At 68.9% G+C, this 26,006-nt stretch carries 31 protein-coding genes and 7 pseudogenes; 16 read left to right on the forward strand and 22 right to left on the reverse strand.

The features are described from left to right. Positions 1 to 4: 4 nt before the first annotated feature. The 3 genes and pseudogenes from JIW86_RS02770 to JIW86_RS02780 form a co-directional block, all read right to left on the reverse strand. A complete protein-coding gene (locus JIW86_RS02770; protein ID WP_257552331.1) occupies positions 5 to 1,261 on the reverse strand; it encodes a hypothetical protein in 1,257 nt (418 codons plus the stop codon). 115 nt (positions 1,262 to 1,376) lie between these two features. Next, a pseudogene (locus JIW86_RS02775) lies at positions 1,377 to 1,691 on the reverse strand (transposase); the annotation flags it as partial. A gap of 324 nt (positions 1,692 to 2,015) precedes the next feature. Then, entirely contained in the window at positions 2,016 to 2,186 is a 171-nt protein-coding gene (locus JIW86_RS02780) for a hypothetical protein (protein WP_257552332.1), read from the reverse strand. Between the two features lie 211 nt (positions 2,187 to 2,397). Here JIW86_RS02780 and JIW86_RS02785 point away from each other — a divergent pair, with 211 nt between their 5' ends. The 3 genes from JIW86_RS02785 (at position 2,398) to JIW86_RS02795 (ending at position 4,043) form a co-directional block, all read left to right on the forward strand. Beyond that, positions 2,398 to 2,895: a hypothetical protein gene (locus JIW86_RS02785; RefSeq protein ID WP_257552333.1), complete on the forward strand. Its 498-nt coding sequence runs from the start codon at positions 2,398 to 2,400 to the stop codon at positions 2,893 to 2,895. Between the two features lie 97 nt (positions 2,896 to 2,992). After that, on the forward strand, positions 2,993 to 3,559 hold the full coding sequence (locus JIW86_RS02790) for a hypothetical protein (protein WP_257552334.1): 567 nt from the start codon (positions 2,993 to 2,995) through the stop codon (positions 3,557 to 3,559). Next, entirely contained in the window at positions 3,480 to 4,043 is a 564-nt protein-coding gene (locus JIW86_RS02795) for a transposase family protein (protein WP_257559199.1), read from the forward strand. Before JIW86_RS02790 ends, JIW86_RS02795 begins: the two co-directional genes overlap by 80 nt. A gap of 122 nt (positions 4,044 to 4,165) precedes the next feature. Here JIW86_RS02795 and JIW86_RS02800 read toward each other — a convergent pair whose 3' ends face one another. Both JIW86_RS02800 and JIW86_RS42015 read right to left on the reverse strand, forming a co-directional pair. Then, the gene (locus JIW86_RS02800; protein ID WP_257552335.1) at positions 4,166 to 4,618 is read right to left on the reverse strand and encodes a CBS domain-containing protein; all 453 of its coding nucleotides are present in this window, start codon (positions 4,616 to 4,618) and stop codon (positions 4,166 to 4,168) included. A gap of 647 nt (positions 4,619 to 5,265) precedes the next feature. Next, positions 5,266 to 5,397 (reverse strand): universal stress protein, encoded by a 132-nt coding sequence (locus JIW86_RS42015; protein WP_416237517.1) that lies wholly within the window; start codon positions 5,395 to 5,397, stop codon positions 5,266 to 5,268. 228 nt (positions 5,398 to 5,625) lie between these two features. Between JIW86_RS42015 and JIW86_RS02805 the strand changes: the two genes are divergently transcribed. Both JIW86_RS02805 and JIW86_RS02810 read left to right on the forward strand, forming a co-directional pair. Next, positions 5,626 to 5,799 (forward strand): CsbD family protein, encoded by a 174-nt coding sequence (locus tag JIW86_RS02805; protein WP_257552336.1) that lies wholly within the window; start codon positions 5,626 to 5,628, stop codon positions 5,797 to 5,799. Positions 5,800 to 5,891: 92 nt separating this feature from the next. Next, entirely contained in the window at positions 5,892 to 6,095 is a 204-nt protein-coding gene (locus JIW86_RS02810) for a hypothetical protein (protein WP_257552337.1), read from the forward strand. A 5-nt stretch (positions 6,096 to 6,100) separates the two neighbouring features. Here JIW86_RS02810 and JIW86_RS02815 read toward each other — a convergent pair. The 3 genes and pseudogenes from JIW86_RS02815 to JIW86_RS02825 form a co-directional block, all read right to left on the reverse strand. Beyond that, positions 6,101 to 6,274 (reverse strand): annotated as a pseudogene (locus tag JIW86_RS02815) (DJ-1/PfpI family protein); the annotation flags it as partial. Further along, positions 6,259 to 6,408, reverse strand: coding sequence for a hypothetical protein (locus JIW86_RS02820; RefSeq protein WP_257552338.1), 150 nt, complete (start codon positions 6,406 to 6,408; stop codon positions 6,259 to 6,261). The gene JIW86_RS02820 and the pseudogene JIW86_RS02815, both read right to left, overlap by 16 nt. 225 nt (positions 6,409 to 6,633) lie before the next feature. After that, positions 6,634 to 7,059 carry a DUF4259 domain-containing protein gene (locus tag JIW86_RS02825; protein ID WP_257552339.1) on the reverse strand — a complete coding sequence of 142 codons (426 nt, stop codon included), beginning with the start codon at positions 7,057 to 7,059 and terminating at the stop codon, positions 6,634 to 6,636. A gap of 166 nt (positions 7,060 to 7,225) precedes the next feature. On the opposite strand from JIW86_RS02825, the gene JIW86_RS02830 reads away from it, so the two are divergent. Further along, on the forward strand, positions 7,226 to 7,678 hold the full coding sequence (locus JIW86_RS02830; protein WP_257559634.1) for a hypothetical protein: 453 nt from the start codon (positions 7,226 to 7,228) through the stop codon (positions 7,676 to 7,678). A gap of 67 nt (positions 7,679 to 7,745) precedes the next feature. Here the strand turns inward: JIW86_RS02830 and JIW86_RS02835 are convergent. The 3 genes and pseudogenes from JIW86_RS02835 to JIW86_RS02845 all read right to left on the reverse strand — a co-directional run. After that, positions 7,746 to 7,863 (reverse strand): annotated as a pseudogene (locus JIW86_RS02835) (histidine phosphatase family protein); the annotation flags it as partial. Further along, positions 7,860 to 8,642 (reverse strand): hypothetical protein, encoded by a 783-nt coding sequence (locus tag JIW86_RS02840; protein WP_257552340.1) that lies wholly within the window; start codon positions 8,640 to 8,642, stop codon positions 7,860 to 7,862. The pseudogene JIW86_RS02835 and the gene JIW86_RS02840, both read right to left, overlap by 4 nt. Positions 8,643 to 9,096: 454 nt before the next feature. Continuing rightward, positions 9,097 to 9,601: pseudogene (locus JIW86_RS02845) on the reverse strand (DUF5994 family protein). A gap of 292 nt (positions 9,602 to 9,893) precedes the next feature. Between JIW86_RS02845 and JIW86_RS02850 the strand changes: the two are divergent. The 4 genes from JIW86_RS02850 (at position 9,894) to JIW86_RS02865 (ending at position 11,348) form a co-directional block, all read left to right on the forward strand. Then, on the forward strand, positions 9,894 to 10,469 hold the full coding sequence (locus JIW86_RS02850) for a DUF5994 family protein (RefSeq protein ID WP_257552341.1): 576 nt from the start codon (positions 9,894 to 9,896) through the stop codon (positions 10,467 to 10,469). Between the two features lie 5 nt (positions 10,470 to 10,474). Beyond that, positions 10,475 to 10,663 carry a hypothetical protein gene (locus JIW86_RS02855; protein ID WP_257552342.1) on the forward strand — a complete coding sequence of 63 codons (189 nt, stop codon included), beginning with the start codon at positions 10,475 to 10,477 and terminating at the stop codon, positions 10,661 to 10,663. A 95-nt stretch (positions 10,664 to 10,758) separates the two neighbouring features. Further along, positions 10,759 to 11,025, forward strand: a complete 267-nt coding sequence (locus JIW86_RS02860; RefSeq protein ID WP_257552343.1) for a hypothetical protein — start codon at positions 10,759 to 10,761, stop codon at positions 11,023 to 11,025. Between the two features lie 50 nt (positions 11,026 to 11,075). Continuing rightward, positions 11,076 to 11,348, forward strand: coding sequence for a hypothetical protein (locus tag JIW86_RS02865; protein ID WP_257552344.1), 273 nt, complete (start codon positions 11,076 to 11,078; stop codon positions 11,346 to 11,348). Here the strand turns inward: JIW86_RS02865 and JIW86_RS02870 are convergent. After that, positions 11,345 to 12,613 (reverse strand): ATP-binding protein, encoded by a 1,269-nt coding sequence (locus tag JIW86_RS02870; protein WP_257552345.1) that lies wholly within the window; start codon positions 12,611 to 12,613, stop codon positions 11,345 to 11,347. The two genes, JIW86_RS02865 and JIW86_RS02870, sit on opposite strands and share 4 nt — an antisense overlap. 536 nt (positions 12,614 to 13,149) lie before the next feature. Between JIW86_RS02870 and JIW86_RS02875 the strand changes: the two are divergent. Next, a pseudogene (locus JIW86_RS02875) lies at positions 13,150 to 13,949 on the forward strand (maleylpyruvate isomerase family mycothiol-dependent enzyme). A 512-nt stretch (positions 13,950 to 14,461) separates the two neighbouring features. After that, complete coding sequence (locus JIW86_RS02880; protein ID WP_257552346.1) at positions 14,462 to 15,154, forward strand: IS5 family transposase; 693 nt, start codon at positions 14,462 to 14,464, stop codon at positions 15,152 to 15,154. On the opposite strand, the pseudogene JIW86_RS02885 reads toward JIW86_RS02880, so the two are convergent. The 4 genes and pseudogenes from JIW86_RS02885 to JIW86_RS02900 form a co-directional block, all read right to left on the reverse strand. Further along, a pseudogene (locus tag JIW86_RS02885) lies at positions 15,111 to 15,663 on the reverse strand (hypothetical protein). The gene JIW86_RS02880 and the pseudogene JIW86_RS02885 overlap by 44 nt on opposite strands. A gap of 112 nt (positions 15,664 to 15,775) precedes the next feature. After that, positions 15,776 to 15,934: a hypothetical protein gene (locus JIW86_RS02890; protein ID WP_257552348.1), complete on the reverse strand. Its 159-nt coding sequence runs from the start codon at positions 15,932 to 15,934 to the stop codon at positions 15,776 to 15,778. A 115-nt stretch (positions 15,935 to 16,049) separates the two neighbouring features. After that, positions 16,050 to 17,003: a hypothetical protein gene (locus tag JIW86_RS02895; protein ID WP_257552349.1), complete on the reverse strand. Its 954-nt coding sequence runs from the start codon at positions 17,001 to 17,003 to the stop codon at positions 16,050 to 16,052. Between the two features lie 174 nt (positions 17,004 to 17,177). Then, complete coding sequence (locus tag JIW86_RS02900) at positions 17,178 to 17,393, reverse strand: hypothetical protein (RefSeq protein ID WP_257552350.1); 216 nt, start codon at positions 17,391 to 17,393, stop codon at positions 17,178 to 17,180. Positions 17,394 to 17,508: 115 nt separating this feature from the next. Between JIW86_RS02900 and JIW86_RS02905 the strand changes: the two genes are divergently transcribed. Continuing rightward, positions 17,509 to 18,351, forward strand: coding sequence for a hypothetical protein (locus tag JIW86_RS02905; protein ID WP_257552351.1), 843 nt, complete (start codon positions 17,509 to 17,511; stop codon positions 18,349 to 18,351). Positions 18,352 to 18,946: 595 nt separating this feature from the next. On the opposite strand, the pseudogene JIW86_RS02910 reads toward JIW86_RS02905, so the two are convergent. Then, positions 18,947 to 19,270, reverse strand: a pseudogene (locus JIW86_RS02910) (transposase); the annotation flags it as partial. A 347-nt stretch (positions 19,271 to 19,617) separates the two neighbouring features. Beyond that, on the reverse strand, positions 19,618 to 20,232 hold the full coding sequence (locus JIW86_RS02915; protein WP_257552352.1) for a hypothetical protein: 615 nt from the start codon (positions 20,230 to 20,232) through the stop codon (positions 19,618 to 19,620). Between the two features lie 226 nt (positions 20,233 to 20,458). Here JIW86_RS02915 and JIW86_RS02920 point away from each other — a divergent pair, with 226 nt between their 5' ends. Then, on the forward strand, positions 20,459 to 21,073 hold the full coding sequence (locus JIW86_RS02920) for a transposase family protein (RefSeq protein ID WP_257552353.1): 615 nt from the start codon (positions 20,459 to 20,461) through the stop codon (positions 21,071 to 21,073). 269 nt (positions 21,074 to 21,342) lie between these two features. Further along, positions 21,343 to 21,726 carry a hypothetical protein gene (locus tag JIW86_RS02925; RefSeq protein ID WP_257552354.1) on the forward strand — a complete coding sequence of 128 codons (384 nt, stop codon included), beginning with the start codon at positions 21,343 to 21,345 and terminating at the stop codon, positions 21,724 to 21,726. A 337-nt stretch (positions 21,727 to 22,063) separates the two neighbouring features. Here the strand turns inward: JIW86_RS02925 and JIW86_RS02930 are convergent, their stop codons facing one another. Then, complete coding sequence (locus tag JIW86_RS02930; RefSeq protein ID WP_257552355.1) at positions 22,064 to 22,492, reverse strand: hypothetical protein; 429 nt, start codon at positions 22,490 to 22,492, stop codon at positions 22,064 to 22,066. Between the two features lie 97 nt (positions 22,493 to 22,589). Then, a complete protein-coding gene (locus JIW86_RS02935) occupies positions 22,590 to 23,327 on the reverse strand; it encodes a dienelactone hydrolase family protein (protein ID WP_257552356.1) in 738 nt (245 codons plus the stop codon). Between the two features lie 460 nt (positions 23,328 to 23,787). Between JIW86_RS02935 and JIW86_RS41545 the strand changes: the two genes are divergently transcribed. After that, complete coding sequence (locus JIW86_RS41545; protein WP_322975481.1) at positions 23,788 to 24,540, forward strand: ASCH domain-containing protein; 753 nt, start codon at positions 23,788 to 23,790, stop codon at positions 24,538 to 24,540. 454 nt (positions 24,541 to 24,994) lie between these two features. Here the strand turns inward: JIW86_RS41545 and JIW86_RS02950 are convergent, their stop codons facing one another. Further along, on the reverse strand, positions 24,995 to 25,318 hold the full coding sequence (locus JIW86_RS02950; RefSeq protein ID WP_257552357.1) for a hypothetical protein: 324 nt from the start codon (positions 25,316 to 25,318) through the stop codon (positions 24,995 to 24,997). 211 nt (positions 25,319 to 25,529) lie between these two features. Then, the gene (locus JIW86_RS02955) at positions 25,530 to 25,937 is read right to left on the reverse strand and encodes a substrate-binding domain-containing protein (protein ID WP_257552358.1); all 408 of its coding nucleotides are present in this window, start codon (positions 25,935 to 25,937) and stop codon (positions 25,530 to 25,532) included. Positions 25,938 to 26,006 lie beyond the last annotated feature (69 nt).

Consider the following 26,006-nt stretch of genomic DNA (forward strand, 5'->3'; position numbering starts at 1 on the left):
CCGGTCAGCGCCAGGCGACGGAGACGCTGTCGAGGTCGATCCAGGTGATGGCATTGTCGCTCGCGGCGCCGTACACCCAGAGCTGGCCGAACTGGTTGGCCTCGATCTGGCACACCCCGCGGCCGTAGTACATGTTGCGCGGCACGTTCTGCCTGGCGCTTCGGGTAGGGAAGAGCCGTTGCGGGAGGGTGGCCACGACGGAGTCTGCCGTCAGGTTGCCCGTGAGGATGCCGCGCAACTGGAGGAACACCGTGTCCCCGAGGGCGACGAGTCGGCCGCGCGGAGTCTCGGTTCCCGAGTTGATGCCGGGTGCGAGGGTCAGGTTCTCCCAGTCGGCGAGGACCTTCACGCCGTCGACCGCCGACTTGGTGGGGTACCAGCAGATGGTGATGTTGCGCCGCCCCGTCGTGCCGGGGACGGTGTCGCTGAACCCGAACAGTAGCCGCGTCTCGGCCGTCTCGGGATCGATCTCGACGGCGAGCCCCTCCGGCTCACGTCGCTGCAGGCCGTCGGCCGCGGTGACGACCTGCGTGTCAAGCTTTGCCCTGGTGTCTAGGGAGTACGAGGTAATGAAGGAGGTTCCCGGGTACGTCGTCACCGGGTCCTTCTTCCACTGGTAGACGTACAACACCCCGTTCAGGGTGGTGAAGCCCTGGAACGTGAGGCCCGTCTCGGCGCCGGCGGGGAGGGTGAAGGTCTCCCCCATTTCCACCCACTCGTCGTTCGCAGCCTTGGCCAGGTCGTAGCGGGTGAAACACCGAACGCCGGACTTGATGTACACGATCGTCAGGGTGTTGCCGGCGAGGTCGACGGACGGGCCTGTGCTCCGGCCGCCCGGCGGGCAGAACTTCTTCGCGGCCGGCACGTCTGCCTGGTCCAGGGTCGCACCGTTGACGAAGGGGAAGCGGGTGACCGCCGTGCCGAAGCTGTTACTGACCCCGTCGTTGGGATAGACGGGACCGACCTCGGTCCACAGGTACGTCTGGGTGCCGACCGGCTGGGCACCCATCGAGATGCCATGTCCGAAGCCCGTGAGGTACATGCTGCCGGTCAGTTTGCCGGTCTTGCGGTCGATCCGGTTGAGGTACATGTTGCCCGCCGGCGTCGTCGCGGCGCTCTCCATCTGGAGGACGAACACGTGCCCGTTGAGCGAGTCGGTGGCGATCGCCTGCGGTGCCGGGTTCTTGGTCAAGGCGATCGTTTGGATCAGCTTGCCGGTCACCCCGGACAGATCGATCCCGTTTATATCTGTAAAGGACATGCTTCCCTCCCATGGACCCGGTACGGACCCACCGACCGAGATCGTACTTGTGTGCCCATCTGGATCAATCCGTGCCAGGGGTGCCGCACTGCCGAACTGCGGTCGGTTCCTCCTAGCGGCCCTCCTGCCTGCGGACTTGCCGCCGTAGCAGGCTGTTGAGGTGGTCGAATACGCCTTCTTTTTGCCAGCGGGCGAAGTAGGCGTAGACGGTGCTCCAGTGCGGGTAGTCGTGCGGGAGGTAGCGCCAGGGGATCCCGATCCGGTTCACGTAGAGGACCGCGTCCAGCAGACCGCGCAGATCGCAGTCCGGTGGACGGCCGACGTCCAGGCCGCGGCCGCGGCGTTCGGACCGCCAAGCGGTGAGGACTGGCTCGACCAGCTCCCACCGGGCATCGGACAGGTCACTGGGATTTCGGCGACGTTCAGGCACCATTCTGGGCTACCCGGCCAGGCCCTGGCGGGCCTGGGCTCAGACACCGGCGCCCGAAGCGCACGGCGCACAAACCTGGCGTCTTGGGATGAAACAGGAGCAGCCAGGGGAGCCTGCGAGCAGCACAGAGCGGACCGCGAGCATCGGCCGCGGGACGCTGCGGTGCGGGTCGCGGATCTCGGGCTCCTCCTCCGTGCCGGTGGTCTCCGGGCCCGTCCGCCGGGTCGGCATCGGTGCGCCGCGGGCCGCGGGCCGGGAACACCCGTACCGCCGCCCGCAGTACGGCTCCCCCGGTGTCCGCGGGCACCAGCACGAACAGCGGGATCAGGCAGGCGGCGCCCCCTCCGCGGCGCGCTCGACGACCGCTTTGCCCAGGGCCGTGCCGAACGGCGGCAAGCCCTGCCAGGGCAGCCCGCCCGCCGCGAACGTGACCTCGTCGGCGGGGATCAGCAACCGGCCGCCCGGCAGGGAGATCAGGGGCACTGACGCGTTCACGGCGACACCCCGCCGGGTGGCGTTCGCGGGTGGCGTTCACTGCGCTTCCGCCAACTTGAAGTCGCAGGTCAAAGGGCTGGTGTGACCGGCTCTCGGGACGCTCGTGCTGGTCACGGGCGACTGTCTGAGTAGTAGATCGTCCGTCAGCGCGGTCGGCGCCTGAGTCGAAAGGCAGTCGACGGGATCATCTCGTGCAGGGGATCATGCGTAGGTGTCGCCGATCGAAGCCGCAACCCATGACCTGCAAGACCTCGCTGTTCTCTGGAGTATCGGCGAGGCCCATGCTCACGATGTCGTCGAGGCTGCCTGCGCGGCACTCGTTGCCGGACTCGACAGCCCGGCACTGCGCATTCTGGCCGGATACACACGTGCCGAGGCGGAGTACGACGTTCCCGACCTGCTTCCCGTCGTACTCGATGAGCTGGACCTGGTGTTTTACCCGCGTGACAGCGAGGCCGGGCAGGACGCTGCCGTGCGGGCGCTCGCGCACCAGATGCTGGCGGGCCGGCTGACGCCGCGAGAGCTTGCTCTGCGCATCCACCAGCGGTTCGGCCACCAGCTACCCCTGGCCGAGCGTCTTGCTGAGCTTGATGACGAGTACGACATCGTCGAGTACGGGAACAGGACGTTGGCCCAGCTCGATGCCGAGGTCACGGCCGAAGCTCAGCGTCTGGCGCATGGTCGGCCCGACCAGAACCGACATTCGTAGCGATCGAGCCCTGAACAAGCGGTCGTCAGCAGAAGCAGGTAGCTGAACTGTCCGGTTCTTGCTCGCCGTAGTCCGGCAGCCTTCTACGATCCGGTGCATGCTGGATCCCGAGCTGCTGGAACGGATCACCGCGCGGCGCGCGGAACTGGACGAAATCGAAGAGCAGCTGGTCAAACAGCTGGCGGAAGTGCGGGCCGAGCGGGACGAACTCGCCGTTGCTGAACGCGTCCTTGAACGGATGACCGGGCAGCTCGCCGAGGAACGTTCCTCAGCCCGACCGATGCCGGGGCAAGTGGCCGGACGGGCGGTGATGCTGATCCCGCACCGCGAGCCGGGAGTGGAGGAGGACGCGCTGCCGTGGGACTACCAGCGCATCATCGCCGCCGTGCGGCAGGCCGCCGGACCGGTCATGGCCCGTGAGGTCGGCGAGGTGGTGGGGGTGGACATCAGCGTGAAAGCCAAGCTGGAACCGCTACGCAGCAAGCTGGTGAGGCTCGTCGATCGCGGCTGGCCTGGCCGACATGGCCGGCGGAAACAATGTGTCCGAGTCCACCGTCCGCCGCTGGCGCGACGAGCTGATCGGGCTGCTCGCCGCGCAGGCGCCGCGCCTGGACCGCGCCCTGAAGAAGGTCGCCAGGCAGGGTGGGGAGGTGGTCCTGATTGACGGCACCCTCATTCGCACCAGACGCCGCACTGGCAAGGCCGACCGGCGGAACTACTCCGGCAAGCACCGCAGCCATGGCCTGCACTTCCTCGCCCTGACCGACGAGAACGGGCGCCTGATCTGGATATCCGCCGCCCGGCCCGGCCGCACCCACGACAACACCGCCGCCCGCCACGACCACATCCTGACCCACCTGCGCGCCGCCGGTCTCGGAGCGTTGGCCGACCTCGGCTTCCGCGGCCTGGACAACGACATCCTCGACCCCGTAGTCGTCACCGGCTACATCGCCACTCGTACCCACAAGCTCACTCGAGGCGAGAAGGAGGCCAACCGTGTCCTCGCCGTCGGACGGGCACCGGTTGAGCACGGCTTCGCCCACCTCAAGAACTGGCGGATCCTCACCAAGCTCCGCACCGACCCCGCCCGCGCCACCCACCTCCTGCGCGCTCTGCTCGTCCTGACGAACCTCGAAATCAACCGCTGACGGATGATCTTCTCCGTGGGCTCCCGCCCAAGACCAGCACGAGTACCCCGGGGATCGGTCACACCAGCCCTTTGACCTGCGACTTCAAGTTGGCGGAGGCTCACTGCGCCGGGCGGCGGACCTCAGGTGCGGGTGGCGGCCTTCGGGTGCCGGGATGTGTCGGGCTCTGCGGCCGAGATGGCCGCAAAGGCCGACCCCGGATCCCGTTCCACCGTGAGATCGCCCAGGGTGACGACGCCGACGAGTTCGCCGTCCTCGGTCTCCACGGGCAGGCGCCGCAGCGCGTGCCGGCGCATGAGGTCCATGGCCTCGTCGACGCCGTCGGCGGGCCTCACGGTGACCGGTTCGGTGCTGCAGATCGCGTGCACCGTCGTGTCGGCAGGGTCACGGTTCTCGGCCATGGCGCGTATGACGAGGTCCCGGTCGGTCAGGATGCCGCGAAGCCGGCCCTCGTCGACGACCAGGACGTCCCCGATGCCGGCATCCCGCATGACCCGTGCTGCTTCCGCCAGCGACGTCAGTTTCTCGACGGTCACCGGCTTCCCGGTCATCACCTCGTGGACTCGACGGGTCATGACACCTCCCGCGGCTGGAAGCGGTTCCTGCGGGGCGCCTACCCTCCCCGGCGATCAGTAAGCGCCCTGCGCCACCCGCCGCCGGAGCCCGTCCTCAGGTGATGGGTTCCGGTGCCGGTACGGGCCGGCAAGGGGACCTGACTGAGGGTGCGGCTCGGGCCGCGGTGCCGGGCCCGGCTGGGGATCGGGCTCGGGCTCCGGCTGCGGCGGTGCCGGCACCGGGCCCGGCAACGGCCCGGGGCGGGGGCCGGGGCCCGGGGCCGGGGCCGGGGGTGGGGCCGGGGGTGGGTGTCGGGGCCGGGGGTGGGGCCGGGGCCGGGGGTGGGACCGGGGGTGGGTGTCGGGGCCGGGGGTGGGTGTCGGGCTGGGCGGTACGGGATCGTTCGGCTGAGTGCCCATGGCCGTGGCCGGGCGCAGGAGCTTGCTGGAGGGGCGGAGCCGACGGTGGATCCGGTGTCGGCTGCGGGCCAGGGGCGGGGGCGGGTGCCGGTCGCGGCGCCTGGGGGTCGCCGGGCCAGGGGTGGGTGGGAGGCGCCGGATGCGGTCCGACGGGTCCCGCCGGAAAGGATGGGTAGGCGGACCGCCCTTCTCATGCGTATGCGTCATGGGTTCCTCCAGGTGGTCATCAGGGACCGGCAGCGGGCCGGTCAGGCACGGTCGGTCCTGCCGTGGGTCGTGTCCTGGCGGACGATCACGACCGGGCAGGACGCGTGCGCGGCGCATTGCCGGCTGACCGAGCCCAACACCACCACGCGGGGCGTCCGACCACTGGTGTCCATGGCCTCATCCCACCTCCCCCGGCCTGCGGTCTTTCCCCTCGTCCTGTGCCCGGTCCATCGGACGGACCAGGGGTTGCGCGCCTACCCGCGACGCGGAGCAGTAGACCGGGCGGCCCGGACCGACGTCTGGAACGGCGTTCTCGATCGGAACCGAAAGTTTGGGACGCCGGGAACGGGTTAGACGCTGCCAAGGACCGATTCCGAGTTCCAAGCGATGGGAGTGACATCGTGTCGGGCGAAGAGAAGATGCGGGCCAAGAAGGAACAGGCGACGGGCAAGGCCAAGGAAGCCGCGGGCCGGGCCGTCGGTAACGAGCGTCTCACCGCGAAGGGGCGCACGGAGCAGGCCAAGGGCGATGCCCGCCAGGCCAAGGAAAAGATCAAGGACACCCTGGAGGACTAGCGGGAGTACATTCCAGTTTCCTCCGTGTCCCATAAGAAGGCCGCCTCTGGACCGGTGTCCGGAGGCGGCCTTTCCCCCATGGGAGGGGTGACATGAGCAAGCGAGAGCCGAGGCGTCGACGGCCGCCCACCCCACCGTCGCAAGGAGGTCCGGACGAGGCCGTCGGGCGTCGCCTCGGAGACACCGCCACGGGCGACGGCGGGGCAGGAGGCCACGCCGCCAAACGGCAGCAGACCGGCAAGGGACGCGAGGAACAGGTCCGCCCGCATCCGGCGCGCGCGGCCGAAGAGCGCTGACTATCGGCGAACTCCCGCACCAGCACGGTACAGAACGCGTCCAGATCAGCCGGTGCGCGACTGGTGACGAGCGTCGCTGGCGCCGCGTGGCAGACCAGGACCTCCTCGTTCACCCACGTGCCGCCCGCGTTGCGGATGTAGGTCGCCAGACTCAGCCACGAGGTCAGCGTCCGGCCACGAGCTCCATGTCGCGGGGGGATTCGACTTTGGGGACCACGATCAGGTCGGGCCGGGAGGTATAGGCGGTCATGGCGACGAGGTCCTTGACGCCCTCGATGGTCAGGGGGTGCTCATCCGGATGCCGAGAATGCACGGCGGGTTGGGGACGGCGAAGAATTCCTCAGCGGCGGTGCGGGCGGCCTGCTTGTTGAGCGGGGCGACGGAGTCCTCGATGTCGACGACGGCGACTGCGGCGCCGGAAGTCTGCGCGGTGGCGAAGCGCTCCGGGCTCAGGCCCGGGGTGATGATCCAGGCCCGTCCGGGCCGGCTGCAGCTCTTGATGGCCTCCGGGTAGGACTCGAGTAGCGGTTGCGGTGGGTCATGTCAGACTGAGCTGTTCTCCGGGAGGCTGTGGCAGGAGCAGGTTCTGCAGGCGGCGGATGTTCGCGCGCCAGGGGCCGCCATCCGACTCGGCCCATAGGTCCATCAGTTCGGATGGTTCGGTCATGATGCGGTCGAGGGCCTGAAGGGCGAGATCGCGTAGGCCAGTGAGATCAGGGAGCGACTCTTCCGGCCCATAAATGGGATCGGCCGGCTCACCCCCGGGGCACTGCGCGGCGACAAGTGCGGCTGCGGCTACGGCGACCTCGGATGCGGGTGCTTCGAGGTAAGCCGCGGTGTCGATCACACGTGTGAGAGCACTGCGGACTATGCCCTCACGTTCGCCTTCAGCTACCTCATCAAGGTCACCGCCAAAGTCCGCTGCGGTGTCGTTGTCGAAGGGGCCGACGTCCCAAGTGCCCATGGTCTCTCCTGATCACGTTGTTGACCGGGGCATGATGACAGAGGCCACTGACAGAAGCGTGCAGTCCAGAGCGGGGTTTCAGCCGCATGTGAGTTGTCGAGACAGATGTCACCTGGCCCCGATTGCCGTCACCCGCGTCAGTTCGCCGGGCTGCCACCATGCTCAGATGGCCCACGACATAGTGTTCTTCCCCGCCCCCGACGACGAGACCGCTGCTGCGACGCGCCTGCGGGGACCCGGTGAGGCCTTTGAGTCAGTGGCCTGCCGCTTCATTGAGCCGGACAGTGCCATCGCCGAATGGGACATCTACTTCGAGGAGCCTTCGGCCGAGGCCCCGCCGGTTGAGCAGCTCCTTGGGTGGGCGTGGCCGGAGTGGGTCACTGCCCCCTTGAACGACGGCGTTGAGGTATTCGCTCTGCCGCAGCGGTTGACCAGGGCGCTGACCAACGCGAGCTCCGCCGAGCTGGAAGAGCTTGCAGGCCGCTGGACCACGCGGCTCCGGTCTGAGGACGGGGACGACATGACCGACGATGGTCTACTGGCGATCCTGCAGGGAGTCGCCCGGCTCGCGGCATATGCAGTGAACACCGGTGACGGCCTCTACAGCTGGAGCTTCTGACCACCCACCCATCAGGCGATGCTGCGCTCGTCACCTGCGGTGTGACGGCGAGGATCGCTGCCGCTATCGCTTCCGGTGCGTCGCGGCGGCCGCGGGGCGAGCGGCCGCTCGGAGTCGGGCACCTCCGGCCAGGCGGACTTGGCGTGCCGCAGGACGAACAGGCGCCGGAAGGTGCCCGGAGTCATGGCGTCGCCGGGTGCTGGTGGCCGACCTCGCGTACGAGGTCCAGCCCGAGGACGCGGTCGAGAAGGGCGAACGTCTCGAACTTGGCACCGGCCGGCACGTCGGCGCGCTCCGCCACGCCGACCAGCATGTCCAGTACAGCGGGGACACCGAGATCATCGGCGAGCGCGGCATGAGCCTGTCGCAGCACGACGGCAGGGATCGGCCTGGACGGCTCCTGCGCCCACTCGGCCACCTGCTGCCGCCAGTGCCCCAGCCTCCGCCACGCCTGGGCGAGAGCGGCGCTGGTGACCGTGACCGGCGTGCGGTAGTCGTGGCCGAGCAGCAGCATCCTCACAGCCAGCTGATCGGTCCCCTCCGGGACGCCCCCGCCCGGGGGAGCCGGGCTGACCTGGCCCACGTCGATCCAGACCCCGCCGACGGCGCCCTGCACATCGGTTCCGTACGCGAGCACGTGCACATCGGCAGCGGCGCAATGAGTCTCGGTCGGCTGGTGAACACCGACGGTGGCGGGCGGGTGGATACCGAGAGTGGCCATGGCGTGATCGAGTGCATGGGCTTGCTCTTGCGGCAGGTCCGGCGTGATGTGGACCGTGAGGGATTGCAGACCGTGCAGCTCCGCGGTGCGCGCCAGTACGTCGCCGACCAAAGGCGCGCGCAGGTGCACCGAGCCGATCCCGGTGTCGACGACCGGCAAATGGACACAGATACGCAGCAGGTGGCGGCGTGCGGAAGGAATCTCCACGAAGCGGCCGGTGCGGGTGTCGGCAATACGCAGCATGATCCGGAGGCTAGTCGTGGAAACCTCCGGCACCGGGGAGGACCTGACCAAGACGCCCACGTTGTGGCATACCGTGCGTCGCGCGAACGCGTGGCTCCGCCGCGATCAGCGTGGACGACAAGCCCCTCTGCCAACGCGTCAGGACGGCAGAAATAGGAGCGTCCCCTGGCCGCCGCCATCCGCGTGAGCCAGGGCTCCCCAGAAGTCAGGGGTGTTGGACAAGCAGCTCTCCTGGCCAGTGCCGCCACGGCCCGTCTCCGATTCGGGCCAGGCAGCCTCTTGCCACCGCGGGCGACGACGGCCCCTGACGTCGGGCACGGAATGGTCCTTCATCGCTGGGGCGAACGATCCCGCGCTGCACCTGAGGCCACGCGGGCCGCCTGGATGCACTGGTACCCGAAACGCCCGACTCGAGGTGCTCCAGAGCACGGGGCACTACGCACCGGCGGAGGCCTCAGGATCGGGCTGCCGGGTCAACGGCGCCGCCGTCCTCGGGTTCGGGTGTCGTGGCCATGAGGATCTGAGCGGCCTGCGTGATGTTGTCGGCGCGGACGGCGCGGGCCATCGCTTCGCGGCCGGCGTCGGCAGTGGTGACCGGGCGAACCACCAGCAGGGCGAATTGGAACGTTGTGGCCGCGGGTGATAAGGACGGTGTCGTCGCCGACCGGGTCGGAGTCGAGGTGCACGACCTGGGCGTCGATGACCAGGCGGCCGGGGAGGCCGTTCCAGGCGGATGCGTCCACGCCGACCCGGGTGATGGGCCCGAGATGCTCGGTCAACGTGCTGATCAGCGCGGGCAGCTCGGTCTCGATGTCGCGCGTGCGGGGCCACCACGCGCCGTCCAGGAGCCCCTCCCGGGACCTCGTGATCTCCAGCCGCAGCAGCGCCGGTTTGATCGCCTGGTGGATCGCATCCGGCAGGAGCATTGGGAGCCTGTGAGGGGCCTCGGAGTCAGCCATGTGGGTCCGCCCGTCTACGGAGTGCGGCCGTTCCTCATCGCAGGTCGGCACCGATGCCGACCTGCGACGTACGCGAGCCCGCCGTCGTTTCACGGTACTCCCGCGGCCCGAACCGCCGCTCTCCACAACTCCTCCGCCGGAAAATACCTGGTCACACCGGCCATAGCCCATCGAACAGGCGTACAGTGAAAGCACCGGAAGTACTTCGCGCACCTGCTTTCACGCGGGTGTCGTTTCCGGCGATCGCCAAAAACCGGACTGCCGACGGGCAGTTCGGGGGCAGGTCCACGTCATGACCACCACCCCCGACCGGACCGCGCCCCGCGACCTCGCCGCCAAGCTCCCGGCACGCTTGTCCCTCACCCCGAAGACCACCCTCGCCAGCCAGCTGGACGGGGCGTGGTGGCCCTACTCGCGCGACCTCGAAGCCGAGCTCCCACCGCTCGCCGCCGCCCTGGAGGAACCCTGGGGCCGCGTCACCCGCGTCACCGTGAATCACACCCGCTGGCCGGTCGTACCGCACACGGTTGCCGTGGACGGGCGCACGCTGCACGTGGGCTGGTTCACCGAACAGGATCCCGACCAGCTGATCCTGCTCTCCTACACCGTCGGCCGCTGGGACCTGCTGGTGATCCCGCCCGAGACCGAACCCGCGGCCGCGGCCCGCCTGATGGCCGCCGCCGCGATCCCCGGCAGCGTGCTCACCGCCGGCGTCTTGATTGCCAACGAATCCGCCATCGGGCGCGGCATCCGCGACGCCGTGCGCCGGGAAGCCACCTGGGAGGGCGAAGGCGGGGCCTGCATGTCCCCCTTCGGAAACCCGATGGACCGAAGCACCCTCCCGCTGCCCGGAAACGGCTGGAGGTGAGCGACATGGAGGCCATCGTCCTCATCGCGCTGATCGCCCTCGCGATCGGCATCGGAATGCGGTGGATCCACCTGCTCAACGCCCAGCACGACGCGCGGATCGCGGCCTACCACTTCAGCGACCCCCTGCCGAGACCTCCCGGCCTGCCGGGCGACATCAGTCGTCGAGCCCACCGCACGGATGCCGACCGGTGAGGAACAGACCTTCCTCCGACCGGGGGCAGCGGGCGGGGCGCCACGGCACCCCCACCCGCCGGCTTCTCCCCCACTCTGAGAGGGAACACGCCTACGTGAAGTACGTCGAGACCCAGACTCTGCCGTCGCTCGGACATGCCGAGGTCCGGATCATCGCGCACACGCCCGAAGCCGCCCGCGCGGTCGCGGAGGCGCTTCGCCGCTGCTTCGCGGGCACGGAACAGCGCAGCTACCCCGCCCTCGACGGCGCCACCCGCCTCCACCTCACCGTGGACACGGCAACGCCCGCCGGCCCCGCCCGCTCCTGGCTGGCCGCCAGCAGAACCCCCGTCGGCACCGGCACGCACTCCGACGAGACCTGAGAGCCCCCAAGGGCCCCGGAGCCCACCCCCGAACACGAAAGGACGCGGTCATGGCCACACTGCGCGAACGCAAGACCTACCGCGAACAGGTGCTCCGAGTCCTGTACGAAGCCGTCGAAGGCAACCGCCTCCTCGGCATCACCGGAGCACAGCTGCGACACGACCTCCACGTACCGGAACAGGACCTGGCCGCCGCCTGCACTTACCTGGCGGGCGAAGGCCTGATCACCGTCGACTGGGAACCGGGCAACACCCCCGCGATGGTCACCCTCACCCACGAGGGAATCCGGCGCATGGAGGCCGAGGAGGAAGAGACGGCCTAGATGCGGGCGAACTTCTCGGTCTGGTGGGCGAACTCCTGGGCCATGGCGGCGCTGACCGTGGGCTTGGTGTCGCCGATGGTGCCCAGGTAGTCGTCGGTGGTGGGGCGGGTCCGGGTTCCGGTGTCGAAGGTGCGCTCGAACTGGACTTGGGAGACGGTACGTGCCACATGGGCGATGTCGGCGGGAGTGAACCCCTCGCTGGCGGACGCCAGCGCCGCGCTGTCGGCCTCCGCGCCCGCTCGGGCCAGGTAGCTCTCCCACAGCGCGGTCCTGGCGCGGTGGTCGGGAGGCCCGATCGGCAGCACGTAGTCGAAACGGCCGTGCCGAAGGAACGCGGAGTCGAGCGTGGTCACGTTGTTCGTGGCGCAGACGAGCAGCCGGCCGTCCTGGCCTCGGAACCGGACGATCGCCTTGAGCAGTTCGTTGACGACACCGACCGCGGTCGCGTCCGCACCGCTGCGTGTCCCGGCGATCTCCTCGACCTCGTCGATGAAGACCAGGACATGGTCGAGCTGGGCGATCTCGTCGAAGCGTCGGTTCAGCCCGCTCGCCAGCCCGTACTCGGCGGCCAGACGGGCGGGGAACAGTTCGAGGAAGGGCCATCCCAGGCGGCTGGCGATCGCGTGCGCGAACGTACTCTTCCCGGTCCCGGGCGGACCGAACAGCATCACCGCCCGCGGCGGCTCCACCCCGTGCTGGGCGGCCAGTCCCGGGTGGGCCAGCGGCAGGACCAGACGCCGCTCGATGAGCTGCTTCTCCCTCTGCATTCCCGCGACCTTCTGCCACAGTCCCCCCGGTGGCAGCTCCGCTCCGAGCGAGGAGAGCATGCTGACCGCCTGAGGGGTCACTCGCCCGCGCTTCTCGAAGAAGACCAGGCCCGGGCGGGCGCCGAAGCCGCAGTTGTGCAGGGCGGCGGCTCCGGTCCCGCCGTCGGGCAGGACCGCCTGCACCGTTCGGACGCCACCGGCGAACAGCCGGTCCTCCAGGGCTGTGATCAGATTGCTGCCCAAGCCCTGGTGCCGCCAGGCGGGCGCCATGCAGATGCGCAGGATCCACGCTCTGTCACCCTCCACCCTGCTCACCGCGGCGCCGACCACCACCTCGTCCGCCGTGGCCACCACCGCCGGGTGGAGGGCCTGAAGGGCGGCCACGGCGTCCGCGAGCGGGAAGAGCGGTGGCTCCTCGGCCGTGCGATTCTCCGCATCGACGCGGATCACCGCTTCGAGATCGTCCTGGGTGTAGTCCCTGACACGCCAACCCGTCATGATCAGCTCCGCGCGTTCGGCCGTACTCCCATCATCAGCCGATGCACGGAGGAAGCGCGCGACGGGGCCACACGTCCGATCAGCCGGCGCCCTGCAACTCGATCAGCACGTGCTTCTGTTTCGCGCCGGGCGCAGCCCGGAGGCTCTACGACGTCAAGCCGACGGGTGCGTGCCCCAGCCGTACCCTTGGTGGCTGTTGTTGTTCCGAACTTGAGGAGTGCTGGTCGAACGGGAGTCACCTGAACTCCCGACCCGACCGGTCCTCCCCCGCCGTCGTGACCTCCGCGTCCATCACATCGAGCGGCAGCATGACCGCGCGCACCGGGTGGACGTCACGTCGCCGAGGTGCCCGGCCGCACGGCGAGGCCAGAGCACCCACAGGCACGACGCCTGGCGTACCGCCACCACCAGCGTCCTCGCAGCAGTGCGCAGCTTGTCACCCGAGCGGTGGGAGGCGAGGACGTCCGCAATGGCCAACCGGCGGCGACTGTGAAAATCGCTGTCCAATCACCGGAGCACGGTGATAGACATCCGGCGTGGAAAAGAATCTTGAGTTCCCTGACCTGTTGCGACTGATCGATGAACGGTCGACCGCCTTCCGCGCCGTGGTCGCCGCCGCGCCCGGTCTCGACGCGCAGGTGCCGACCTGCCCCGGGTGGACGCTGTTCGATCTGGTGAAGCACCTGGGTGGGGAGACCGTTTCTGGGCCGCCATCGTCGGCGCGGGGTCTGCCGACGCTCCCCCGGCCGAGGCCGTCGCCGCGCGCGCCGCGCTGGAAGTGCCGCAGGAGCGTGAGGCCCTGCTGGCCTGGCTGGACGCGTCGACGCAGCTTCTGCTGGGCGCCCTGCGCGCGGCGGGACCGGAGAGCGGTTGCTGGACGTGGTGGCCCGCGTCGCAGTCACCGCAGACCGCCGGCGGCACCGCCCGACACCGGGTCCAGGAGACCGCGGTGCACACCTACGACGCCCAGCTCGCCGGGGGCGCCCCGCAGCCGCTGCCGGTCGAGCTGGCACTCGACGGTGTGGAGGAGTTCCTGTTCACCGTCTGCGCAACGCCGAGTGCCTGGCCGCACAAGCCCACGGCCTTCGACTTCCACGCCGCCGAGGGCCCCTCCTGGCGCCTCACCGTCGACGGCGACGGCGCACGCACCACCCGCATCCCCGCGCCCACCGCCGCGACCGGCGAAGACTCGGACGCAGCCGGCGCCTCCGTCCACGGCACGGCCAGTGAGCTGGTCCTCTACCTGTACGACCGGATCCAGGCCGACTCCTTGCACGTTGACGGAGATGCAGGGCTGCTCGACCTGCTCCGCGCCTGGGAGCCGGAGGAGAAGTAGGACGTAGCGGGGGCTGTTGGCCGCGCCTCGAGCCGGTTAGACACGACTCTTCGCCAGGTTCGTCAGTCGCGGCAGGACTCAAACCCGCGAGGCGGCCTCGGGGCGTCACCAAGCCGACCGTCTACCTGGATGGCAGTGCGAATATGTCCGTCCCAGCGATCACGAGAAGCGACGCGACTGCCGTCGTCCCGATCTCGTCGAGAAGTCAGTCGATCGGGTGACTGCGGCGGCTGCCGTGCATGAGAGCAGGGCCTCTTGGTAGCTCGAAGGGTGTCGAAGCCAACGTGCGGTCCAGGAGGCCCTGTTGTCGCATTTCTACGGCAACGCGGAAGTGGGGTCCACTTCAGCCACTCTCGCGTGTGACCGTCTGGCTCACAGGTTCGGGAACGCCAGAGACCACGGGGCGCGCGAGCGTCGGTATCCCACCGACATGTCGGACGCCGAGTGGGCGGTGGTCCGGCCACTGCTGCCGGTGCCGGGGCGGGCAACCGGAGGCTTATTGCCACAGCGCGATGCTGGACGCGATCCGCTACCTGGTCGACAACGGCACGAAGTGGCGGGCCATGCCTGCCGACCTCCCACCGTGGGACCGGGTCTACGCGTTCTTCCGGCGCTGGCGCAACCACGATCTGGTCCGCGAGTTCCACGACCGGCTCCGCCGCCTGGTCCGCGAGCGGGCCGGGCGGGACTCGGAGCCGGGCGCGGGCGTGATCGACTCGCAGTCGGTCAAAGCGGACGCGGTCGTCGGCTCTGACAGCCGCGGCTTCGACGGCGGCAAGCTGATCAACGGGCGCAAGCGGCACGTCGTGGTCGACACCCTTGGCCTGCTGCTCGCGGTGATGGTCACCGCAGCGGATGTGGGCGACCGCGCCGCGGCCCAGGTCCTGCTCACCCAGGTCACTGCCGCGCACCACCTGCTGGCCCTGGTCTGGGCCGACGGCGGATACACCGGCAGCCTCGTCGAGTACTGCCTCGCGGCCCTCGCCCTGGTCCTCGCCATCGTCAAACGCAGCGACGACATGCGCGGCTTCGTCGTGCTGCCCAAGCGGTGGATCGTCGAGCGGTTCTTCGCCCACCTGATGCGAAGTCGCCGTCTCGTGCGCGACTTCGAGCGTTCCATCGCCAGCGCTGAGGCGATGGTCTACTGGTCGATGACGATGCTCACGACCCGCCGCGTTGCCCGGCCACGTCCTTCGCGAGCGTGAATCGGCCAGGTGCCGGCTCAATCAGCCAGCCGCGCGCCGTCAGCCGCTTGGCCTTCGATCGCAGTGCCTCCACCTTTCCCGGTACGGGGTCCAGGCCGAAGCAGGCGGCCATCTCCTGGCACGTCAACGCTCCTTGACCGAGTCGGTTACGGTCGCTGAGGGCCTGCAGGATGCGCTGGTAGTCCACCGACAGCGCCGACCAGGCCAGCCCCGCGCGCCACACCGGCACCACTGTTTTCGGCTTCGCCGCCTCCGCCGGTTCGGGCCGCGCCGGTTGCACACCGGGAGCCGGCAGACCCTCGGAGGCGGCGGGGCCGACGACGGCGTCGTTGCCCGGGGCCAGTACCTCGCCAACGCGTGAGCGGGCGATGACCCACTCGTTCCACTCCCGCTCAGCCAAGGCCAGCTCCGCCTGGAGGCGGTCGGCCTCCTCCCGCAGATCGTCGACACGACGGCGAGCGGTGAGCGGTGAGCTCACGCTGTTCCAGCAGTCCCACGACCGACGGCATCCTCGACCTCCACCAAAGCAACGACACGACACGACACCACTGCCACGAGACCGCCGACCTTATGCCTGACCAGCGAGAACGCAGTCCTCAAGCCCGGAAAGACAACAACCTCTCAGAGCTCGATGTGGCTGATGAGGATCTGCGGTGCGGTGCCGTGCTCGTCGAGGACGGTCAGGCGGATCGCGCGGCCGTACGGCGTCACCACCGAGACCGTGCGCGCCCGGTACATCCGCAAGGCCGCCTGATCGGTCCGTGCAGCTTCGATCCACATGAAGGCCCCCGCTCGATCCGAGCGGGGGCCTCCTTCGCGTTCGGGTGGACCCGCGGGGTTGCCGGCCCGCGGCCGTACCTCGGCGCGCCACGTGTACGTCTGGCGCGCGGCCGGCTCAGCCGAACACGACGTCCTCAATGCCGGGCCAGCCCAGGACGATCCCCGAAGCCGCGCAGATCCGCGTCCACTTGTCCACGTCGGCAGGGGCGCGTTCGACCCAGAGCACGCGGCGCAGCTGCTCGTGGTCGCGGAAGTGGTCGGCGTAGTCGAGGAGTTGGGCCAGGCCCGCTCGCAGCTGTACGGAGTCCTCGGCGGCTGCGGGCAAAGACTTCACCTCGCACAGGGTCAGGTGCTCGCCGGCCGGGTCGGTGAGGGCCAGGTCGTACCGCGGTTCACCGGCCTGCGGGGACCGGGGCAGAAGCCCGCGGCGCTTCGCCTCCTTCGCCAAACGGTTCTGCAACTTAGCGTGCGTGCGGAGCGCGGTCGTAGTAAGAGCCGGGTCCGGGGCGGACGGGACGGCGGGCGCGGTGGTGATGTCCTCGTCGGCCTTGCGGTAAGGGACGCCGACGAGGGCCGGTCCGGCTTCCTTCGCCAGGTGCTCCTCGATGAGTGCGACGACGGGAGCGCGGTTGCGTTCCGCTGCGTTCCGCTGGAAGGTGCAGCCAGCGGTCTGCGTCGCATACTGAGGCAGCTCCGAGCGTGGATGCTCGATCTTCCAGTCGACGGGGCGGTGGCGCGGGAAGCGTCCCCCGTCTGCGGTGTAGGTCACCGGACCGCCCATGATGCCGAGGTGGACTGTCTCGCCGTCGGCGATCAAGACCCACTCGCCTTTCCGCTCGTCCGAGAGGAAGGCCGTCAGCTGCGTCGCGTACTGCCCCACCGTCCTCTCGCTCGCGTCCGGGTAGCCAGCGGCGAGGATGTCGAAGGCTTCGCGGTACGAGGCGTTGGGCGGTATCTCCCCAGCCTCCTGGTAGCTGGCGGCGACATATCCACCGCTACGCCACGCGGTGGCCTGGTCGTGCTTCTTCTCGCCCGCCGCCAGTATCCAGATGTCACCGATCTCGTCCACTGCCCGCCTTCTTGCTCGCTCGTTGCCGCGCCGGGTTGAGGATCACACCTGGCCAGCGCCCGGCATGCACCGGGGGTCGATGCGGGCCGGGGAACCAGGCAGGAACTGAGCGGATAGACCTCTCGGGTTTCGGTGCCGGATGGCTGTCCGGCGTCTAGCAAGGCAGTCCGTTCCTCACGCGGACGGTCCCCACTCCTCGGGGCCAGCGCCTCTCCACTCCACGAAGTCGGGGTCGGTGAGGTCAACGTACTCGGCGTTCTCCAGCCCGGCCGCGGCGAGGAACACGCGGATGTCGGCCGGGCGGTGGGCGACCCCGATGGCGGTGCCGTCGTAGCGGACCCGGCGCCAGCCCTGTGCGTCCGGCGGGTAGACGATCAGCTTGGCGGACATGTGCCCAGCCTCCGCTCGGCCCGTGCGCTCGGCACCCGTCGGCGCCCGAACGGGTGACACCCTAGGGGCGGCTGACGGCCTCACCGGGGGGATCAGGTCTGACAGGATCCACAGCATGCTTATCAACCCGGCATCGGCCGCCCACCTTGACGACGCGACTCCTTGGAACGACCTGTACAAACAGGCTGCCGAGGAACAGAACGGCCTCGTCTCGGAGGTCCGTACCGCGGTCGAATACGGCATGCACGATCCCGAGGACTCGGTGGAGATGGCCTGCACTGCGGCCGAGACCGCTGAAGCCACGGTTCAGGCCTTGTCGAGCCCGTGGTCCCTCTACACCCCGCAGGACGCCGCGACTGTCGCCTCGGCCCTCTTCGTCCAGCTCCAGTCCAGCGCCGACGCGCTCCAGGAACTCGGGCGCGCGGTCGGGCGGATCGTCGAACGCGGCGAGGCCGAACTGGTCGCCCCGGCCGGTGCCGGGCAGCCAGCAAACCTGGGGGACGCATTGCAGAGTCTGCGGTCGGTGTCCGACACGCTCCACGACCTGGTCGCCCGGCACGCCTCCACTACCGTACGCGCCCTGCACGCCGCCCCGAGTTCGGCCCCGGTGCCGGCCGACGCCCACGAGACCGTGGTGGCCGTGGCCGCCCTGCTCACCAACCAGCACGACGGAGCAGTGACGCTGACCTCTGTCCACGAGGACGGCGAGTACGACCCGGAGGACGACGGCGGGTTCGGGTGCGGTTGCTTCGTCACGATCCTCGCCGACGGCGAGGAGTACAACTTCGGCCGGGGCGACTCGGAATGGTCGCTCCACAAGGAGTCGGACGGCCACGAGCTGCCGGATGGCTCTACGGTGTTCGACCGCTGGAAGACCCTGGGCACGTCCCTGAAAACCGCCCACCCGCAGCAGCTTGCCGACGACGTCCTGCGCGTCATCAAGGCCGACTGCGACTGACCACCGTCGGCCCCGGACAGAGTGGCGGTCCGGGGCCCCACGACGAAGCTGCCGTGCTTATGGAGGAGGCCCTCCAGGTTCGCGCGGATCATCTTGATCCATCCGAGGCGGCGGACCTCTTCCTCCTGGTCGAAGGTGTCAGCCGGGTTGAAGAACATGTCGGGGGTGTTCGGTGGGAGGCAGGCGCGGCGCCATTCCACCTGGGCGCGGCTGGCTGCTTCGCCGAAGAGCCGGAGGCCGTCCCTGTGACGGCTGAAGAAGACCAGGTTGTAGGCGACCTGGAGGTTCACCCGGTTGCGGACGTCTACGGTGTAAGCGCCTGCACCAACGAATTGGCCGACCCGCCTGGCGAAGCCTGCGGTAATGCGTTCGACGGCTTCAGGGTTGCTCTCGGAGTCCAGGAACTCCTGCTGCCACCAGTCTCCGCCGCAGGCGTCGTCCAGTGCTTTGAGGGTCGCCGGTTTCCCTGGGGTGTCCTTTGTGCTGGTGAGCAGGCCACCTATGCGGCGTACGGCGTTGGCGTTGAAGTTCAGGAGGACCTCGGTGGGCTGGCCACCGGCGCGGCGGCTCCCGAAGATCCGCTGTGTGAGCGCCTCTCCCGATCCCGCGGAACCTCGAGCACGACCGGGCCGACCTCGGTCACCGAGGTCTTGGACCGGGTCCCGTTCCGGGTGTTGCCCGAGCCGGCCTTCTCATGCTTCTCGTCCCCGAGGTGGTCGGTGATCTCGCCTTCCAGAGCCGACTCGAGAATCCTCTTCGTCAACTGCTGGAGCAGACCACCCTGGCCCGTCAGCTTGATCCCGTCGGCCTTGGCCCGGTCAACCAGCTGACTGATCAGCTGGTCATGCAGAACGTCCGGCGCCAACCCGGACGGCTGCACTTCCGCCACGGTTTCCGCCGACACGGTCACGTCTGTCATCAGGTGTCACTTCCTCTTCGAAGATCCACCGTTGACCGTACAGACCCGAAACGGGCGTGGCAGCCGCGGCCGGCCACGCGTCCAGGGCGTGGGAGGCGGGAGCGGCGCCGAGCACAGACAGGACAGCGAGGACAAACGCGGGCAGGCCGCGCCGCATCAGGTTCTTGATCACATGAGTGGGTCTAGCGCCGCCCTCGTGGTCTGCGACAGCGCGTGAGCAGCCAACTCACCCGTGTGGGCGGCTGGATTCACCGCGGAAACGATCACTTCGCCCACACCAGCGCCGAACGCGACAGGACATCCACGCCCGGCAGGGACTGGAACCGCAGCATCAACCACCGCGCCGGTCAGTGGAACACGACGGCGCGACCGGTGGCGATACTCGTGCGGCACACCTGGTACAGCTGGTGCCAGGCAAACCTCTCCATGTGGAAGAGGTCGTCGGATGCGGTGTCCAGGCGGGCGCTCTCCTCGTCGGAGAGGTGCCGGTCCCGGTCGAGCCGGACTCCGATGGCGGGAGCGAAGCCGCACAGTTCGGCGAGCAGCTGCTGGCTGGAACCGACCATCCCGCCGCCCTCCACCTGCTTCTCCGCCGGTAGGAAGAGTGGATCGTCAAAGTCGACCGGCACGTAGAAGCCCGCACTGTCCGAGTGGCACAGCAGGTGGGAGCTCATCATCGTTGACTCGTCGAAGACCTTGTCCTCGTCGCGCTCGTACCGCTCAGCGCTGATGGCCGATGCGGACGTGACGGACTCGCCCCGGGCCGCCAGCACGAAGACGCGGCGCAGGTGGTGCAGGTGGCTGGTGGGGAAACTTATGAAACGCACACGTGCCGGCTCGTCCAACGCCGGCTCCTGCCAGACGATTCCCTCATCGGCCAAGGCCCGGCTGAGAAGGTCGAATCTCTCCTGCCAGCGTACGAGCGCCTCGTGCTCCTCGACGCCGGCCATGTTCTGAAGCATGCCAACCGAAATATGAAGTCCCATGGCCGGAAGGCTAGACGCCGGCTCTGACAGTCACGGCAGCAACCGTCGAGCGGCGGCCTCGGCGCCGTCACTCGCACCGCTTCGACGACGAGCGCGGCACGAGCCGTCACGGCGGGCCGGAGGGTGACTAGCCGACCCAGCCCTACTACCCCTCCGACATAGCCAAAGCACGGGGACGGCTAGAGCACTGGACGAAGACCGCGTGACCGTCACCCGCCTCTTCCAGCCCATGCGCCAGGTCGTTACCGGACTCTCCCCCGACTTCCAGATCACCGTCAGCGACCACGCCGACCTGCAGCGCGAAGGCATGACACACGTCATCCTCGACGGCACACTGATCGAATCCGACCGCCTGGCCGGCGTCCGCGAGAACGGCAACGACCTGTGGTTCAGCCAGAAGCACAAGGCGTTCGGCGGCAACATCCAGTTCCTGTCCGCCCCGGACGGCACTCCGCTGTGGGTCTCCGAGGTCGAGCCGGGCTCCACCCCCGACATCACCGCTGCCCGTATCCACGCCCTGCCCGCGTTGTACAAGGCGGCGGCCGACGGCCTGCCGACGCTGGCGGACAAGGGCTACATCGGCGCGGGCATCGGTATCCGCATCCCTGTGCGACGCCCAAAGGGCAAGTCCGAACGGGCACTTCACGTCGACACCCGCATGTTCAACACCCTGCTGCGGCACGTCCGCGCCCTCGGCGAGCGCACCGCCGCCGAGCTCAAGCAACGATGGCGCACTCTGCAGCACGTCACGCTCAGCCCCAGCCGGATTGGCGACATCGCCCGCGCCACCCTCGTGCTCAACGGCATCTGGAAGTGATCACCGCTGAGAATCAGTCGTATGCTCCGCAGCATGCCGAACCCTGAAGAGGTGATCGGGTCAGCGAATGCGATGCTGATCGAAATGCTGCATCGTGCCGGCGTCAGGGCAGGGTTCGGGCCTTGCCCGGCTGCCGATCTTCAGACGGTGACTCGGGACCTGCCGTTGTCGGGGGAACTGCGGAACCTCTACGGGACTTCCGGGCCACTCGACACGGTCAATATCCCCGCCCCGCTCGGGGGATCACACTCGCCCCTGCTCGGGACCTGGTGTCCTACCAGTCCTGCTACCGCTGGCACGGCAACGACGGGCACCGCCTGAACGAGTGGCCGGACGAGTGGGTGGTCATCGCCAACCACTCAGGTGATCCGTTCATCGCCGACACCGCAGTGCCGGGCACCCGAGTCGGCATTGCAATCCACGGCACGGGCTCATGGAAGCCGTTCTGGATTGCCCCTACGCCGGCTGACTTCCTCATGCTGCTGGCTTGCCTCACCCAGGCCTACGTCGTGGAGCACCTCAACCGCCCCGGTGAGGACGAGGACGACGACGAAAGCTGGCCGCCCACCTATCACGACCGGCTCGCCGCACTCCTGTCCGACCACGCACCTGGAGTCGATGCCACAGCATTCCTGAACTACCTGTGCCAATAACCCCGTTGGCTCTCACTCGACATGCCGGGGCCCCCGGTCCGCCGGGTAGGGTGCGGCTACCCGGCGGACCGGGTCGCTGCTCGCCGAGTCTCGACTCTGCTCATCGAATGCTTCTACCCGCAGACATTGCTCAAGCATTCATGGACCCTCCACGCCGTTGAGAAAACCTCAGTGGCTACTGGACGCTGAACCTACCCGAGCCCGTAGGCCCGGCCCAGGTGCTGCGCGGCTTCCACAACAACAACCGCATCATCGACGGACTCGAAGACAGCTTCATCGTGGAGATCAGCTGACCCAGTACAGCCGGAAGCCGGGCCCGTCCAAGACGGGCCCGCCCTCACTGCGCCTTCGGCCAGAAATCAATTCTGTACCGCTCTACCCCGTAAGCCGTGCCCTCAGACCGCGTCATGCTCTCGACCTCGGCCCTTCCCGCACAGCACACACGCACCCGCCACATCCCGGCCCGCCCCAGCCGGATCAGCTCCTCGGAACGGCCCCAGCCCCACACGGCCACATCGCCCGTGACCGACTCGTAGTCGGCTTCCGCCTGCTCCTCCCAGTCACCGTCTTCAGCGTCGGGCCGGCTGTCCCAGACCCGGACGCTGACGGAGGCAGTGTGGGTGTGGCCGGCACTGAACAGGTCGAACCGCCGAACGTGTTCTTGCAGGAACACCCCCCACCGGAAGTCATCGGGGAAAGGCACCGGCACCAGACTGTCGTCCGACTCCTGAAACCCGAAACCCCGGAACTCAACCCGCGCGTCCAACTCCTGCTGCCCCCTAACGTCGCCACTACCCCTCCGCTGTCCATTCACCAAACCTGCCCCACGACGGTAATGCACCACAACACCCCACCCATGCCACTCATGCCCCCAGATCCTCCGTCACGGGCAGGCACTCGGCGAGCAGGTCGACGACGTCGCGCCAGGCTCGCTGCGCGTGCTGTGGGTGGTAGCCGACGCCGGGGACCGTGGGGTGGTCGACCGGCGGGTGGTGGAAGGCGTGCAAGGCGCCACCGTAGACCGTGAGGCGCCAGTCGACGCCCGCGGCCTGCATCTCGGCGGTGAACGCGTTTCGTTGCGCGGGCGGCATGATCGGGTCTTCCGACCCGACCCCGGCCCACACCGAGCAGCGAATGCGCGCCGCCTCGCCCGGTCGGCCCGTGGTAGTTGCGTTGACTGTCCCGATCGCGCGCAGGTTGACGCCGTCGCGCCCGAGTTCCAGCGCGATGGCGCCCCCGGTGCCGTAGCCGACGGCGGCGATCCGGTCGGGGTCGGTCCGCGGTTCGGTGCGCAACACGTCGAGTGCCGCATGGCCGATGCCCCGCATCCGGTCGGGGTCGGCGAGCAGCGGCAGGCAACGGGCCAGCATCTCCTCGGGGTCGCCCAAGTAGCGCCCGCCGTGAAGGTCGAAGGCCAGCGCTACGTATCCCAGCTCGGCGAGAGCATCGGCCCGGCGGCGCTCGACGTCGCTGAGTCCCATGCCCTCTGGTCCGAGCAGCACCGCGGGCCGGCGGTCGACACCGGCCGGGAGCGCGAGGTGCCCGATCATCGTCAAACCATCCGCCGGGTACTCGACCGTACGCGTCGTGATCGTCGTCATGAGACTGGACTGTAGTGATCGTCGAGCCCGGTCCGGCCGGTGTTCTGCCGCTGGCAGAACAGCGTGCGCGTCCCTTGTGTCCCTCGTGTCCCTCTGAAATACGGGGGCCGAGCGCTCAGGGCTTCAAGATCATCTCGTTGCCCCTTTGGCGCGCACCTCGGTCACACCCCACCGACGTGCAGAACACCGCCGCCGCCTTCACCGTCGGCATCAATGGGCCACCACAGCCACGGCAGAGCCGCGGCCCGGGATCGTCGTCCGTGACCACGACCAGCCTCAGCCAGGGCGCTCCATCCCTGCCCACAGGCCACCATCGGGGCCCAGTCAAGGCAAGCCGAAATCCCGTGGAGCCCACCTGCATGGCGTGGAATGATCTTGGCGACTGCTGACGAAAGGGAAGGCTGAAAACGTGTACGTACCGTCATCTGCACGAGCTCTCGATGATGACGAGCGTGAGCTCGTGGAGCTGGCACGCCGCACGATAGACGCGCATACCGACGCCGGGCCCGACGAAGACGGCATCCACACGATGGGCGCCGCGGTCATGGCCGCCGACTACCGGATGTTCGCCGGCGTGAACCTCTACCACTTCACCGGCGGACCCTGCGCCGAACTCGTGGCTCTGGGAGCCGCACGAGCCCAGGGCGCCCGCCAGATGCGCTGCATCGTTGCCGTGGGAAACCACGGGCGCGGGGTCATCGGCCCGTGCGGGCGCGATCGGCAGGTCTTCGTGGACTACTACCCCACCATGCGCGTCATCGTGCCCACGCCCGCGGGGCCCAGGTCCGTTCTCGCCGCCGACCTGATGCCGCTGACTCAGCGATGGACCCCGGAAGGCATGAACGGTCTCGACCCATCGCTCTACCAAGACCCCGAGACGGCCGGTCCCCCGATCATCCGGTTCAACCCCCGCTACCTCGAAGACGTCCGCTCCGGCGCCAAGACCAAGACCACCCGCTTCCGGGACCCGGCCCAGCTCGGGCCGGCACGGCTGGTGTTCGAGAGCGACCCCGAAGTCGTCCTGCCGGCAGAGGTTACCGGCATCAGGCACTGCCTGGTCAGCGACCTCACCAACCAGGACGCCCAAGCCGAGGGGCTGACGACCGCAGCCGAACTCCGGGAAGGCCTCAAGGGCCACTACCCAGATCTGGCGGGAACCGACGAAGTCGACGTAATCACCTTCCAGATCAACGACAAGACCGGCGCCGCTTAAACCGCGGAGGCACCAGCGACGACTGGGCCGCAAGGTGACGACGAGCACGGGGGCACCGTCGCTTCGGGCAGCCCCGCCCGAAGCGACAAGCCCCTGACCGCACAGATTTCATAAATCAGAACCTGTCCGAGGCCAGCTCATTTTTGTCATGCAAGCCTCAGACGCGGCTTCCGAGCAACCAACGGGGGCCGCCATATGTCAGGGCGAGTTGGGAGCGTCACACCGCACAAGTCGCATACGCGTACGCGAGCGCCGGCCCGGGCGGCGCCGATGCGCCTCACCGTCGGCGCTGGTGAACTGCCCGCTCCGCCGTGCCGGTGGCGGGCCGGCATCCAGCTGAGCTGGATGTGCCCGTGACCCCGGGCGAAGCTGGTCGGCTCATGCCTGAACCCCGGCCGCATTGAGGTCGGCCGGGCTCGGCAGTCACACCTTGTACTGAAACGGGGGCGGGCGGCTACCAGCTCTGCCACGCCGGGGCAGGGTGGCGGGGTGCGCGCCGCTTGCGGGCTTCGAGCCCGAGGAACATGGCTCCCGAGGCGAGGGTCGCGAGGAACGACACCAACATGGCCAGCGGCAGCAGGATGCTGGCGGGTTCCCCCAGGCACAGCCACAGCGCCGCCGTCCCCACCGCCAGGGCCACCAGCAACGAAACCCTCGCCGCGAACGACAGCCTGCCGCTCACCGCGACGAAGGCATACCCGACGAGCAGACCCGGCACGACAGCCACCATCAGGCCCAGGAACAACAGCAACAAGAAGACGAACAAGGCGATGATCATGTCGTAACGACCTCCGGATCTCATGGCCAACTCGTGCCGAAAGCAGACGAATCCACGTCCCCCCGGCCTGGCAGGCCCTCCCGGACGCCATGCTGTCAGATTTTCTGAACACGTTCAACACAGCTCGTGGACGGTGTCCACGAAGACGCGGATCCGGGCGGTCTCGCCGGCCTTCGGCCAGAAGAACCCGTACTCGACGGGAGGGGCGTCGCTAAAGGGGATCCAGATGATGTCGCGGCGCCCGTAGTAGTTCTTTCCAGTACGAACTGGCCCGGCCGTGCGGGACGGGCCTGCCCAGCGGGGTCTGCCGGGGGTAGTGGTGGTCCAGCCAGTACCGCGGCACGGCCCCGGCGACGGGGAGGAGCGTCGCCTCCGCGAGGTCCTCCAGTGACACGGACGCGCGTTGGCCGAGGGGGTGCCCCGCGGGAACCATCAGCACGCGGCGCTGGGTGAGCATGAGGGGGCCGAGCACCATGTCCGGTTCGATCACCGGGTGCTCGCTGACCTGGAGATGGACCTGACCGCGCCGGATCGGCCCGAACGGATCGGAGAGCCGCACCTCCTGGACCTCGACCTCGCAGCCCGGATAGGGGGACCAAGGGCGCTCTGCCCACACCACCCAAGGACCGCGGAACCCTCTCTCCTCGCGTCGCCGGCGAGGCCACGGCCTTCGTCGATGGTGACGGCA

Source organism: Streptomyces sp. NBC_00162 (assembly GCF_024611995.1).
Lineage (GTDB): Bacteria > Actinomycetota > Actinomycetes > Streptomycetales > Streptomycetaceae > Streptomyces.